The organism is Brevibacterium sp. S22 (assembly GCF_004745485.1).
Taxonomy (GTDB): Bacteria; Actinomycetota; Actinomycetes; order Actinomycetales; family Brevibacteriaceae; genus Brevibacterium.
The window spans coordinates 38,766-52,426 of the sequence record NZ_RHFG01000020.1; the positions used below are offsets into that span (position 1 = coordinate 38,766).

Here is a 13,661-nt window from a genome sequence, read left to right on the forward strand (position 1 = left end):
CGGCGCGCTCACCGACAGACAGACACCAGCCCGGATGATTCCGGGAACTCGAGTGCCGACGGCCTGAACGGCGGTACTCAAAGGAGGACGGAAGAACCATGGATCAGCCGATCATCTTGCTCATCGTCGGGGCGATCGTCTTCGCCCTCATCGTCACGCTGGGCATCTCCCTGCGTGTCAACGCCCGCAAGAAGGGCTTCGATGAGAAACGCGGCATCGACGCCGAGGTCACCGGTGAGCTGAGCATCGATGATGTCGCCGAGGCGGTCGAGAAGGACAGAGCCGAAGCGCGCGGATCCGAGGTTCCCACCGAACCGGCCGGTCGCCTCGTCCGCCTGCGTGAACGCCTGGCGAAGTCGAACAGCGGGCTCGGCCGCGGACTGCTCAACCTCCTCTCCCGCGACAACCTCGACGAATCCGCTTGGGAGGAGATCGAAGACACGCTCATCCTCGCCGACGTCGGCGTCGAACCGACGACCGAGCTCGTCGACCGCCTGCGCGAACGCGTCAAGGTGCTCGGCACCCGGGACCCGGAAGAGGTCCGCGGACTGCTGCGCGAGGAGCTCGTCAAACTCGTCGATCCGACGATGGACCGGTCCCTGGCCGACACCGGCAAGGCCGATGACCCCTCCGTCATCCTCGTCGTCGGTGTCAACGGGGCCGGGAAGACGACGACGGTGGGCAAGATCGCCCGCGTGCTCGTCGCCGAGGACAAGACCGTGCTGCTCGGCGCCGCAGACACCTTCCGTGCCGCCGCAGCCGAACAGCTGGCGACATGGGGTGAACGCGTCGGCGTCGAAACCGTCCGCAAGGAAGAAGGCGCTGACCCTGCTTCGGTGGCGTACTCGGCCGTCGAGAAAGGACAGGCCGAGGGCACCGACGTCGTCCTCATCGACACCGCTGGCCGTCTGCAGAACAAACGCGGACTCATGGATGAGCTCGGCAAGGTCAAGCGGGTGGCCACCCGCCCGCTGGGGGAGGGGCATGAGATCGACGAAGTCCTCCTCGTCCTCGACGCGACCACCGGTCAGAACGGCATGCAGCAGGCGAAGGTCTTCGCCGAGGCGGTCGACATCACCGGCATCGTGCTCACCAAGCTCGACGGCACAGCAAAGGGCGGAATCGTCGTCGCCGTCCAGCGTGAGCTGGGAGTGCCGGTCAAACTCATCGGACTCGGGGAGGGTGCGGACGATCTTGCGCCCTTCACCGCGGAGGGATTCGTCGACGCACTGCTCGACTGAGTGGGCCATTCGCAGCGACGGCACTGGCGCGTGACTGATTTCGCGCGTTCATCGAGCCTGGTCTCACCCGCGTTCTCGCAGGGTGGGGCCAGGCTCGTCACATTGCGGAAACATGACCGAAGCATCACTGTGACTTACGTCTTAGAGACTGTCTCTGCGCGGTTCGATCGCCGAACCGGCTTCGACAGAAGAGAGACGACATGGAACTCGATGCAGTGAACGTTTGGATGATGGTCGCGGCAGGGCTGGTGCTGCTCATGACACCGGGGGTGGCGTTCTTCTACGGTGGGATGACGCGAATCACCTCGGCCATCAACATGATGATGATGGTCTTCTCCGCGATGGCCGTCGGCGGACTCGTCTGGGTGCTGTACGGATACGGTCTGAGCTCGGGTGATTCGATCGCCGGACTCGTCGGCAATCCGCTGTCCCAACTCGGGCTCACCGGCGCTGTGGCCGATGATCCCGGATCTCTGATCTCGATCGGCTACGGGTCGACCTTTGCGATGATCGCGATCGCTCTGATCGCCGGAGCCGTAGCCGACCGAGCGAAGTTCTCCACCTGGCTCGTCTTCTCTGCCGCCTGGGTGACCCTCGTGTACTGTCCGCTGGCGTTCATGGTCTGGGGTGACGGGCTGCTCAGCGAATCCGGTGCGATCGGCCGCCTGTTCGGACCCGCCATCGACTTCGCCGGCGGCACCGTCGTCCACATCAACGCCGGCATCTCAGCGCTCGTCCTCGTCGTCGTCATGGGGCGCCGCGCCCGATTCTCGGCCCCGCACAAACCGCACAACATCCCGATCACCGTGCTCGGAGCGGCCCTGCTGTGGTTCGGCTGGTTCGGGTTCAACGGGGGAGCAGCCGCGACGATCGAACAGGGCGGACTCATCTGGATCAACACCCTTGCCGCACCGGCAGCCGGGATGATCACCTGGATCATGATCGAACGCCTCCGGGCCTCACGACCGAGCAGCATCGGCAGCGTCTCGGGTGCGATCGCAGGCCTCGTCGCGATCACCCCGGCATGCGCGAGCGTCGACCCCTACGCTGCGGTGCTCATCGGCATCGCCGCAGGTGCCGGAGCCGTGTTCGCTGTGGAGGCGAAGAACCGTCTGCGCTACGACGACGCACTCGACGTGGTGGCCGTCCACCTCGTCGCCGGTGTCATCGGCACGGTGATGATCGGCCTCTTCGCCTTCCCGCACGAGGACGGACCTGCCGGTCTCTTCTACGGAGGCGGTGTCGAACTCCTCATCGCACAGGTGCTCGCCTGCCTCGTGGCCATCGTCTTCTCCGGGCTCGTCACACTCGCCATTTCGCTGGTGCTGCGTCGGGCGATGGGACTGCGGATCGACCCGCGCGAGGAGCTCGAAGGGATCGACGCCTTCGAGCACGCGGAGCAGGCCTACTCCTTCCGGTGACCACCACAGTCGCCCGTCCAGGCGGCCGGTGGGTCTCGCCGACCGCCTCGGCGGGGGAGTGTGCGACGCGATCGCCTCGGCGAGGGTAACCGTCACCGGCAGCGGCATCTCCTACCGGTGCTGCGGCATCCGACACCGTCGCCGCCTTAACACCCCGGTGCAACGGGGCGATTCGCTGCGAACGGTGGAGGATGCCCGCGAGGGAGGGTTCACGGGGCATTGTCAGGGCACTTGGTTTCAGCCGGACCCGGGTCAGTTGCTAGTCTAGAGAGTCGACCAAACCATCGTGAAGAAGGCTTGTACGTGTTTAACTCTCTGTCCGACAGGCTCACCGCGACTTTCAAGAATCTGCGCGGGAAGGGCCGGCTGTCCGAAGCCGACGTCGATGCCACCATTCGTGAGATCCGACGTGCCCTGCTCGACGCCGACGTCGCCCTGCCTGTCGTGCGTGCCTTCACCGGCCGGATCCGTGAACGCGCCCTGTCCGAGGAGGTCTCGGGCGCACTCAACCCCGGCCAGCAGGTCGTCAAGATCGTCAATGACGAACTCGTCGGCATCCTCGGCGGTCAGACCCGGCGTCTCAACTTCGCCAAGCGTCCGCCGACGGTCATCATGCTCGCCGGCCTCCAAGGCGCCGGTAAGACCACCCTGGCCGGAAAGCTCGCGCACTGGCTGAAGTCCGAGGGCCACCGGCCGATGCTCGTCGCGGCCGACCTGCAGCGTCCCAATGCCGTCAACCAGCTCCAGATCGTCGGCGAACGTGCCGGTGCGGTCGTCTACGCTCCCGAGCCCGGCAACGGTGTGGGCGATCCGATCCAGGTCGCCACCGACTCGATCGACGTCGCGAAGTCCAAACTCCACGACGTCGTCATCGTCGATACGGCCGGCCGTCTCGGCATCGATGAGGAGCTCATGGCCCAGGCCGCGGACATCCGCACCGCGGTCAACCCTGACGAAGTCCTCTTCGTCATCGACGCGATGATCGGTCAGGACGCGGTGAAGACCGCCGAGGCGTTCCTCGACGGCGTCGACTTCACCGGTGTCGTGCTCTCCAAGCTCGACGGTGACTCCCGCGGTGGTGCCGCACTGTCCGTGGCCGAGGTGACCGGAAAGCCGATCATGTTCGCCTCGACCGGCGAATCGATGAAGGACTTCGAACAGTTCCATCCGGACCGGATGGCCGATCGGATCCTCGACATGGGCGACATCATGACGCTCATCGAGCAGGCCGAGAAGAACTTCGACGAAAAAGAGACTGAGAAGCTCAAGAAGAAGGTCGAAGCCGGCGAGGACTTCGACCTCAACGACTTCCTCACGCAGATGTCGGGCCTGAAGAAGATGGGCTCGATGAAGAAGATGCTGGGCATGATGCCCGGCATGAGCCAGTACAAGGATCAGCTGGAGAACTTCGACGAGCGTGAGGTCGACCGGGTCGAAGCGATTGTGAGATCGATGACACCTCAGGAGCGGACGAACCCGAAGATCCTCAACGGCTCCCGTCGTGCCCGCATCGCCAAGGGTGCCGGCACCACGGTCACCGCGGTCAACCAGCTCATGGAGCGCTTCACTCAGGCGCAGAAGATGATGCGGTCGATGACTCGCGGCGGCGGCGGAATGCCCGGAATGCCCGGTGGCGGCGGGGCGCCGCAGATGCCCGGAATGGGCGGTATGCCCGGTGCCGCGGGTGGAAAGAAGAAGAAGCCCGCAGGGAAGAAGAAGGGCCGCAAGGGCGGTCAGTCGGGCAACCCGGCCAAGCGTGCGCAGGAAGCGCAGGCACTGGCCGATAAGAAGTCGGGCAAGACCCAAGACCAGGTCGGTTCGGCCTTCGGCGGAGTCGATCTGGGCAAGGACGAGGAATTCGATCCGGCGAACCTGCCCAAGGGCTTCGGCGGAATCTTCCCAGGTGGCAAGAAGTAGAGCCTTCTGGCACAATTGACTCTTGTACTTTTGCTCTCGGTCCGGGCCCTCTCATCCGCGCCGAAGTGATAGTCCGAGCCGCAGCTTCCGGCAGGTCAACCCCACGATTCTTCTGGTACAGCTGTGCACACAGAACACAAAAGGAGACACCACTAAAGTGGCAGTCAAAATTCGTCTGACCCGCATGGGCAAGATCCGTGCACCCTTCTACCGCGTCGTCGTCGCTGATTCGAAGACCCGTCGTGACGGTAAGGCCATCGAGCAGATCGGCATCTACCACCCGACCCGTGAGCCTTCGGTCATCGAGATCGATTCCGAGCGCGCTCAGTACTGGCTCTCCGTCGGTGCTCAGCCCAGCGAGCAGGTCACTGCTCTGCTCAAGCTCACCGGTGACTGGCAGAAGTTCAAGGGCGAGGGTGAAGCGGTCAACACCGTGAAGCCGCAGCCGGAGAAGGAAGCCTACGTGGCCCCCAACGCCGAATCGGTGATCAAGGAAGCCATCACCCAGAAGGGCGGCAGCAAGACCGAGGCTCCGGCCGAGGAAGCAGCCGAAGCCGCACCCGAGGCCGCTGAAGAAAGCGCTGAAGCTTAAGATGTTGCCTGATTCGCTCGAGCATCTGGTCCGCGGAATCGTCGATCATCCCGATGACGTCTCCGTTCGTTCGCGTTCTTCGCAGCGCGGCACGACCCTCGAGGTCCGGGTTCACCCCGAGGACCTCGGCCGGGTCATCGGCCGTGCAGGCAGGACCGCCAAGGCCCTGCGCACCGTGATGAACTCGCTGGCCGGCCGAGAGTCGGTGCGAGTGGACCTCATCGAGGCGTAATTCCAACATCCGAGAGGGGATGCAGTGCCTATGCGCTGCATCCCCTCTCGTGCATTCACCCACCGGTCGACGACTACACTGGTGCCAGAACACGGCCGTCCGCCGGCTGACCGCAAGCGACGTCACCCGGGTGCATGATCGGCCGCACAGACAGCGACAGCAAACTTCGAGGAGCAGTATGGATACGGTGATCGCCCGGCTGGGCAAGCCGCACGGAATCAAGGGCGAGTTCACCGTCGAGGTGCGCACCGACCGACCCGAGGAACGGCTGAATCCCGGAGCGACGTTCGCCACCGATCCCGATATCGGACCGCTGACGCTGAAGTCGGCGAGGTGGCACCGCGACCGCCTGCTCCTGGCCTTCGATGAGGTCCCCGACCGCAACCGCGCCGAGGAGATCCGCAACACCCTCATCCTCGCCGAGGCGGCCGACGATGAGGACGACTCCGACGCCTGGTACCTCGACGACCTCATCGGACTCAAGGTCTATGAGAACGACGCCCTCGTCGGCGAAATCATCGACGTCACCAACGGCACCGCCCAGGATCTGCTGCACATGAAGCACACCGCCGGACACGAAGTGCTCATTCCGTTCGTCACTGAGATCGTGCCCGACGTCGACATCGACGGCGGTCGCGTCAACGTCACCCCGCCCGCCGGCCTCTTCGACGCCGAATGAGCGAAGTGCCCCCGATGACCGGCGACGACACCCCCACCGAGGCGGTGCCGCTCGAACCCGTGACACCGGCTCCCACCCCCACCGAGGCGGCCGGACCGCAGATGTCGATCGACGTCGTCTCGATCTTTCCCGAATACCTCGCCGGTCTGCAGCTCTCACTCATCGGCAAAGCCGTCGAGCGTGGGCAGCTGAGCCTGGGCGTCCACGACCTGCGGGACTTCACCTTCGACCGGCACAACACCGTCGATGACTCGCCCTACGGCGGGGGAGCGGGAATGGTCATGAAGGCCGAACCCTGGGCCCTGGCCCTCGAGCACATCCTCGGGGAACTCGGCAGCACCATTGAAGGCGAAAGCCCGAACGGCGTCCGGACCGATGACGCTGTGGTCGGATCCAAACCGACGCTCATCGTGCCCAGCCCCGCCGGGAAGGTGTTCGACCAGCGCATCGCCGAAGACCTCGCCGATCGGGACCACCTCGTCTTCGCCTGCGGACGCTATGAAGGCATCGACCAGCGCGTCATCGACTGGGCGGCCGAGCACTTCGAGCTGCTGCCCATGAGCATCGGCGACTACGTGCTCAACGGCGGTGAAGTCGCTTCGATGGTGATGATCGAAGCCATCAGCCGCCTCATCCCCGGTGTCATCGGCAATCCCGAGTCACTGGCCGAGGAGAGTCATGAAGACGGACTGCTCGAATACCCCATCTATACGAAGCCGGCGAACTGGCGCGGACGTGAGGTGCCCGAGATTCTGCTCAGCGGCAACCATGCCGCGATCGCACGGTGGCGACGTGACCGACGTCTCGAACGCACCGCAGAAGTCAGACCGGACCTGCTCGAGAGGCTCGATGATCTGAACAAGGACGACCTGGTTGCCCTTGAACGGTTTGAGTCCGAGCGCTCAACCGTGACAGAATAGAGCGTCGCGTTTGTTGGCACTCACCTGCTTCAGGGGGATGAGTGCCCACGGTGGCCTGTCGCGTCTGATGCGGCGGGTCGACGGGGAGAGATCCCGACAGACGATCCAGCTGCCGGTTCACCGGTCCGATATGCGTGTCCTCGACCTGAAGCAGAGGCCACAGGAGAAACCACAATGCAGAAGCTCGATGTTGTAGATGCAGCCTCGCTGAAGTCTGACGTTCCCGAATTCCGTGCGGGCGACACCCTCAACGTTCACGTCAAGGTGATCGAAGGTTCGCGCTCGCGTATCCAGGTCTTCAAGGGAATCGTCATCCGTCGCCAGGGCGACGGCATCCGCGAGACCTTCACCGTCCGTAAGATCAGCTTCGGCGTCGGAGTGGAGCGTACCTTCCCGGTGCACTCGCCCAACGTCGACAAGATCGAGGTCCTCACCCGCGGCGCCGTCCGCCGCGCGAAGCTGTACTACCTGCGCGAACTGCGCGGCAAGGCTGCTCGCATCCGCGAAAAGGCCTGATTTGCCCGGCACTGTGGGAGATGATCACACGGTGCCGAACAGACATGAAGACGCGACCTTCGGGTCGCGTCTTCTGTCTTCGGCACGGTTCTGGAAGGCGATCGTGGCGATCGTCGTCGTCATCATCGTCCTCGGCGGGTCGATCCGCGGATTCGTCATCCAGCGATTCACCATCCCGAGCGGGTCGATGGAACCGACGCTGCAGGTCGACGACTCGATCACAGTGTGGCGTCCGGACGCCTTGAGCGGAGACATCCGCCGCGGAGACATCGTCGTCTTCGACGGCCGCGGATCGTTCGTCAACGATGCGCTTCCCACACCTCTGCAGAAGATCGGATCCTGGGTCGGACTCGGCCCCCGCGACGTCTACTACGTCAAACGCGTCATCGCCGTCGGCGGTGACACACTCGAATGCTGTGACGCGAAGGGGCGTCTGCTGCTCAACGGCAAGCCCCTGAACGAGGACTATGCCCCGACTCCCGCCTCGGCGGTGGAGTTCTCCCTCGAAGTCCCCGCAGACACCATGTGGGTGATGGGTGACAACCGCAGCGACTCCGCTGACTCACGATCGCTGCTGGGACGGCCCGGTGGGGGATTCATCCCCATCGATCGCGTCATCGGTCCCGTGATCGGCCACGGCTCATCGGTCGACTGAGTGCCGCCTCGGCGAGGTCCCGGTCGCGACTTCGCCCCCGCCTCGGCGAGGACGCCGAATGTGACTGAGTCCCGCCTCTGCGAAGGTGTCGAACTCACCTGAGCGCGAGGTCAGGCTGGTGCTGGTACGCTCATTTCATTCCCTGGAGGAGCAGTCCTCAGCGAAATCCGTGGTCCGATGTGAAAGCGAACGAATGACAAGCGAATCCGAAGCTTCCCCGCCACCTGCCTCGAAACGGTTCGCGCGCGGGCTGTTGGAGACCCTGGCGATCATCGTCATCGCCCTGCTCATCTCGACGGCGCTGAAGACATGGGTCGTCCGCTCTTTCTACATCCCGTCCGAATCCATGATGACCACCCTCCAGGTCGATGACCGGGTGCTCGTCAACCAGATGGCCCATCGCTTCGGACCCGCGGAGCGCGGCGACATCATCGTCTTCGACGATCCGGACCACTGGCTCTCGGCCGCCGAGACCACCGAATACACCCCCAATCCGATCCTCGAATTCATCGGTTTGGCCCCCTCGGACGCGGGAAATCAGCTGATCAAACGCGTCATCGGCGTCGGCGGCGACACGATCCGATGCTGCGATGCCGAAGGTCGCCTGCTGGTCAACGGCGAACCGGTCGACGAAACCTACCTCGACAAGGACACCGCACCTTCGGAAGTCGAATTCGAAGTCACCGTGCCAGAGGGCCACTACTGGGTGATGGGCGACAACCGCAGCAACTCCGCTGACTCCCGGTACCACATGGACTCCGACCCATATGTGGCCGAGGACGACGTGGTCGGCACCGTGTTCCTCATCAACTGGCCGTTCAAGCACTTCAGCTGGGTCTCCACTCCCGACGAGGTCTTCGCAGACGTGCCGGACACCTCAGAGGGAATCACCGGGAACTGATGGCCGCACGTGGACTCACCGACCTCAGCGTCGAACGCGGACTGCTGAGCGAGGGTTTCGATTTCGTCCTCGGTGTCGACGAGGTGGGCCGTGGTGCTCTGGCCGGGCCTGTCAGCGTCGGTGTCGCCCTGTTCGATCTGCGTGTCCTCACCTCAGCCGAGGTGCCTGGCGGCATCCATGATTCGAAGCAGCTGAGCGCGCAGTCGAGGCAGGAGGCCACCGACCGTGTGCGTTCGTGGGCGGCCGCCGCGGCAGTGGGGTCGACGACCCCCGCCGAACTCGACGAGGTGGGGATGACGATGGCGCTCAACCTCGCCGGACGTCGCGCCATGCTCTCGATGTTCCAGGGAGGGGCTGGTGTCGGATCCGGCGGGCATGGTCCGGACGCTTCCGACGGGGGCGCCGCGACCGCCTCGGCGAGGGTCTTTCCCGACCGGACGATGGTCCTACTCGACGGCCGCCACGATTGGCTCTCTGCTCCACTCACCCTTGATTGCCTGGGGATATTCGGTGACTGCGCCGACCTCGAACTGCCGCCGGTGCGCACCGTGATCAAGGGCGACGGCTCGGTTCCGGCGATCGCGGCGGCGAGCATCGTGGCGAAAGTGGCACGCGATGAGGCGATGATCGCACTCGCCGAGGCCCATCCGCACTATGGTTGGGAATCGAACGTGGGATACGGGACGGTGAAGCACAGGCAGGGCATCGCCGAACTCGGACCCAGCATCCACCACCGCAGAAGCTTCCGCCTGAGCGCGGACACAGGAGCGAAGGAGGGCCTGTCATGAGTGCCGATGATCTTGACGACTACGAAGCACAACTCGAGCTTGCGCTGTACAAGGAATACCGGGACGTCGTCGGTCTCTTCGCCTACGTCGTCGAGACCGAGCGCCGGTTCTACCTCGCCAACCACGTCGATCTCAAGGCTCACAACGATGCCGGCGATGTGTACTTCGAACTCACCCTGCGCGATGCCTGGGTGTGGGACAGCTACCGTTCATCGCGGTTCATCAAGACGGTGCATGTGCTGACGTTCAAGGACGTCAACATCGAGGAGATCGCGAAATCCGATCTCGAACCTCCGACCGCAATCCGCGGCTGAGGCTGCTCCCTCAGCTCATCGCCGAACACACTCCTGCACCGATCGCTGTGGACGACGCCCTGACTTGACCGTCGTCGGCCTGTGGATGGGCGAGCCTCCTCCACAGGCCCCTTTTCTGCTCTTCTCCCAAGCAGCGCCGCCATGGTCATCTGACCGACATGGGACGGACACGAACACCCGGTCGGACTGGCACGGGGAAGAACATCAGGACAGCCAAAGGCCTGCGCAAGCAGGCGCTCGGCAGCAGAGGAGAGGACCTCGCCACAGCGTTCCTCGAAGACGCCGGTCTGGTCGTTCTCGAACGCAACTTCCGGTGTGCTCGGGGTGAGCTCGACATCATCGGCCGTGACGGTGACACCGTGGTCTTCGTCGAGGTCAAAACGCGTCGCACCGCGAGGCTCGGATCACCGCTGGAGGCCGTGACCCCGACCAAGCTCGCTCGCATCCGCACACTCGCAGGCATCTGGCTGCGAGAACAGGACCAATACTTTCCCGCCACACGCATCGACGCACTCGGGATCATCATGGAACCGCGCGTCCAGTACTTTCATTGCCCGAACATCCAGGCCGACTCATGAGCGAGGAGACCCTGAGAGGTGCGAACCCGCGATTGGAATCGGTCGGCGCGAACGAGGCCGAACCCGACCACCATGAGCCTGCGAACGGAGGAGGAGCGGAGTCAGGTCCGCCAGCCCCCGAATCATCGATGCATATCATCGGTCGGGCCTCGGCCGTGGCGCTGTGGGGACTGACCGGCAAGATCGTCTCGATCGAAGCCAGCGTCAGCGCCGGACTCCCCGGAATCGACATCGTCGGACTCCCGGATGCTTCGGTGAGCGAATCACGCAAACGACTCCGAGCCGCACTTGCGTACCTCGGCAAGCCTGTTGCCACAGAGCACCTGACGATCAACCTCACCCCCGGCACCGTGCCGAAGATCGGCACCGGATTCGACCTCGGCATCGCCGTCGCCGTGCTCAAGGCACTGTCGCTGATCACCAACGACGACACCGGCAACATCATCCACTGCGGTGAGATCGGACTCGACGGCAGGATCCGTCCCGTCACCGGGGTGCTGCCGTCCCTGCACACAGCGCTGCAGGCAGGCTTCGACCGCTTCGTCGTCCCCATCGGCAACGCCGACGAGGCAGCACTCATCGGTCGGGCCAGAATCCTCCCGGTCGGCTCACTGGCCGAAGTCGTCAACGCCTACGGCGGATCGATGGCAGTGCCCGCACTGCCCGCAGTCCTCGAAATGGATCGTCCCGTCCCCGTGACCCCGGAACTCCACGATCTCGCCGAAGTCCAAGGGCAGGCCGAAGGACGATTCGGTCTCGAAGTCGCCGCCGCCGGCGGGCACAACCTGCTCATGCGCGGCACACCCGGAGCTGGCAAAACCCTGCTGGCTCAATGTCTGCCCGGAATCCTCCCGGCCCTCGACGACGATGAAGCCGTCGAAGTCGCCACCGTCCGCTCCCTGCGCGGAGAACTCGACGGCAGCGACGGACTCGACCACCGGCCCCCGTTCGAAGCACCCCACCACCGCAGCACCGCCTCGGCGCTGATCGGCGGCCGCCGCCCGGGAACGGTCGGAGTCTTAAGCCGTGCCCACCGCGGGGTGCTGTTCATGGACGAAGCCCCCGAATTCTCCCGCGACGTCCTCGAAGCCCTGCGGCAGCCGATGGAATCCCGTCGCGTCCACATCCACCGCGCCTGGGGATCGATGGTGCTTCCGGCATCATTCCAGCTCATCATGGCCGCGAACCCCTGCGCCTGCGGGGTCGGGATGGCCGGATCCGGGGCGGACTGTCGGTGTACGCCTCTGGACAAACGCCGCTATCGCAACCGTCTGTCCGGGCCGCTGCTCGACAGAGTCGACCTGCAGCTCGAACTCTTTCCCGTCTCACCCGCCGACATCAGGCTCGGCGGTGGCCAAGAGACCAGCGCCGCAGTCGCTGCCCGCGTCCTCGAAGCGCGGAACCGACAGACCGAACGCTTCGCTGACTGTGCCTGGCGGCTCAACGCCGACGCACCCGGAACCTGGCTGCGCGAACACTTCGCACTCACACCCGCAGCCCTGACCGACCTCGACCGTGCCCTCGACACGGGGCGGATCACAATGCGCGGCTACGACAGAGTGCTGCGAGTCGCGACGACCTTGGCTGATCTGACGGGGAAGCCGGGACCCGACCCCGACACGCTGAGAACGGCACTCGCCCTGAGGACACAGGAGTCATGACCGTGAACCCCCATGAGGAAGTCCGCGCGGCCATCGCTTCCCTCCTGCGCATCGGCGAGCCCGGCGACGGACTGCTCAAGCGACTCGTCGACGGCATCGGTCCGGTCGCGGCCCAGGCGATCATCGTGGCCGTCGGCCGAGGTGAGACCTCAGCCCACGATGCCGTACAGGGCCTGGCCACCACCGGTATCGAGGCAGCTGAACACGGGCAGATGAGCGACGCCATCGACCGGTGGTCAGTGCGAGCGGGGGAAGCCGGAGCTGTCGGGAATGATTTGGACAAGATCGCGAGAATCGGCGGACGCTTAGTCATCCCCGATGACGATGAGTGGCCTCGAATGCTCGACGACCTCGGCCCCGCCGCGCCTCTGGGCCTGTGGGTGCGAGGAGCCGCCTCTCTGCGCACGGTGCTGGCTCGTGCCGTTGCCGTCGTCGGTGCCAGGGCAGCCAGCAACTACGGAACCAAATGCGCCTCCGACCTCGCCTGGGACCTTGCCGCTCATGGAATCACCGTCGTCTCCGGGGGCGCGTTCGGCATCGACGCTGCCGCCCACCGTGCGGCCATCGCTCGGGAAGCACCGACGGTGGCATTCATGGCCGGGGGAGTCGATCGCTTCTACCCGGCGGCGAACGCTGAACTTTTCGAACAGATCCTCACCACCGGCGCCATCGTGTCCGAGACCGCCCCGGGAATGACGCCGATGCGCCACCGGTTTCTGCTGCGCAACCGACTCATCGCCGCCTCGGCGCAGGTGAGCGTCATCGTCGAAGCCGGATGGCGCAGCGGGGCACTCAACACCGCCCGGCATGCCCTCGAACTCTCCCGGAAGGTCGCGGCCTACCCCGGATCGGTGTACTCGGCGTCCTCGACAGGGGCTCACAGGCTCGTGCGTGAACACGAGGCGGAACTCGTCACCTGCAGCGACGATGTCATCGCGCTCATCGACGATGACATCCCGGCGCTCTTCGACACGGCCGCAGTGGCGACCGCCTCGGCAAACGGAGACAGCGTTCCGTCATCCGACCCCCGTGAAGCGCTCGATGAGAGGGAGAAGATCTGCCTGAATGCGCTGACGGTGTCGAAGCCGCTCGACGTCGGCATCATCGCCTCTCGGGCAGGGCTGACGATCGCTGACGCACTCAACTCCCTGACCGCACTGGACCTCGCAGGGTTGGCGGCACGACGCGACACAGGATGGGTGAAACTGCGCAGGTCCAGCGGCTGAACCCAGCCGCTGGCATATCC

General features: G+C 64.9%; 15 protein-coding genes. All 15 read left to right on the top strand.

Translation table 11 applies throughout. The features are described from left to right. Positions 1 to 98 precede the first annotated feature (98 nt). The 15 genes from ftsY (at position 99) to dprA (ending at position 13,641) form a co-directional block, all read left to right on the top strand. Positions 99 to 1,241 carry a signal recognition particle-docking protein FtsY gene (ftsY, locus tag EB835_RS14845; protein WP_135810233.1) on the top strand — a complete coding sequence of 381 codons (1,143 nt, stop codon included), beginning with the start codon at positions 99 to 101 and terminating at the stop codon, positions 1,239 to 1,241. Positions 1,242 to 1,441: 200 nt separating this feature from the next. Next, positions 1,442 to 2,662, top strand: a complete 1,221-nt coding sequence (locus tag EB835_RS14850) for an ammonium transporter (protein WP_135810234.1) — start codon at positions 1,442 to 1,444, stop codon at positions 2,660 to 2,662. 303 nt (positions 2,663 to 2,965) lie between these two features. Then, positions 2,966 to 4,579: a signal recognition particle protein gene (gene ffh / locus EB835_RS14855; RefSeq protein ID WP_135810235.1), complete on the top strand. Its 1,614-nt coding sequence runs from the start codon at positions 2,966 to 2,968 to the stop codon at positions 4,577 to 4,579. 157 nt (positions 4,580 to 4,736) lie between these two features. Then, positions 4,737 to 5,171, top strand: a complete 435-nt coding sequence (gene rpsP / locus EB835_RS14860) for a 30S ribosomal protein S16 (RefSeq protein WP_135810236.1) — start codon at positions 4,737 to 4,739, stop codon at positions 5,169 to 5,171. A gap of 1 nt (position 5,172) precedes the next feature. Next, a complete protein-coding gene (locus EB835_RS14865; protein ID WP_039210974.1) occupies positions 5,173 to 5,403 on the top strand; it encodes an RNA-binding protein in 231 nt (76 codons plus the stop codon). A gap of 178 nt (positions 5,404 to 5,581) precedes the next feature. Then, entirely contained in the window at positions 5,582 to 6,082 is a 501-nt protein-coding gene (gene rimM / locus EB835_RS14870) for a ribosome maturation factor RimM (RefSeq protein ID WP_135810237.1), read from the top strand. A 101-nt stretch (positions 6,083 to 6,183) separates the two neighbouring features. Beyond that, positions 6,184 to 7,002 (top strand): tRNA (guanosine(37)-N1)-methyltransferase TrmD, encoded by an 819-nt coding sequence (gene trmD / locus EB835_RS14875; RefSeq protein WP_135810264.1) that lies wholly within the window; start codon positions 6,184 to 6,186, stop codon positions 7,000 to 7,002. A gap of 174 nt (positions 7,003 to 7,176) precedes the next feature. Beyond that, the gene (gene rplS / locus EB835_RS14880) at positions 7,177 to 7,518 is read left to right on the top strand and encodes a 50S ribosomal protein L19 (RefSeq protein WP_135810238.1); all 342 of its coding nucleotides are present in this window, start codon (positions 7,177 to 7,179) and stop codon (positions 7,516 to 7,518) included. A gap of 31 nt (positions 7,519 to 7,549) precedes the next feature. After that, positions 7,550 to 8,173, top strand: a complete 624-nt coding sequence (gene lepB, locus EB835_RS14885; protein WP_135810239.1) for a signal peptidase I — start codon at positions 7,550 to 7,552, stop codon at positions 8,171 to 8,173. Between the two features lie 193 nt (positions 8,174 to 8,366). After that, a complete protein-coding gene (gene lepB, locus EB835_RS14890) occupies positions 8,367 to 9,074 on the top strand; it encodes a signal peptidase I (protein WP_135810240.1) in 708 nt (235 codons plus the stop codon). Continuing rightward, a complete protein-coding gene (locus EB835_RS14895) occupies positions 9,074 to 9,862 on the top strand; it encodes a ribonuclease HII (protein WP_135810241.1) in 789 nt (262 codons plus the stop codon). Before lepB (EB835_RS14890) ends, EB835_RS14895 begins: the two co-directional genes overlap by 1 nt. Beyond that, positions 9,859 to 10,176: a DUF2469 domain-containing protein gene (locus EB835_RS14900; protein ID WP_135810242.1), complete on the top strand. Its 318-nt coding sequence runs from the start codon at positions 9,859 to 9,861 to the stop codon at positions 10,174 to 10,176. Before EB835_RS14895 ends, EB835_RS14900 begins: the two co-directional genes overlap by 4 nt. Positions 10,177 to 10,334: 158 nt before the next feature. After that, entirely contained in the window at positions 10,335 to 10,754 is a 420-nt protein-coding gene (locus tag EB835_RS14905) for a YraN family protein (RefSeq protein ID WP_135810243.1), read from the top strand. Beyond that, complete coding sequence (locus EB835_RS14910) at positions 10,751 to 12,415, top strand: YifB family Mg chelatase-like AAA ATPase (protein ID WP_135810244.1); 1,665 nt, start codon at positions 10,751 to 10,753, stop codon at positions 12,413 to 12,415. The genes EB835_RS14905 and EB835_RS14910 overlap by 4 nt, the downstream gene beginning before the upstream one ends. Beyond that, a complete protein-coding gene (dprA, locus tag EB835_RS14915) occupies positions 12,412 to 13,641 on the top strand; it encodes a DNA-processing protein DprA (RefSeq protein WP_135810245.1) in 1,230 nt (409 codons plus the stop codon). Before EB835_RS14910 ends, dprA begins: the two co-directional genes overlap by 4 nt. The last annotated feature ends 20 nt before the right edge of the window (positions 13,642 to 13,661 follow it).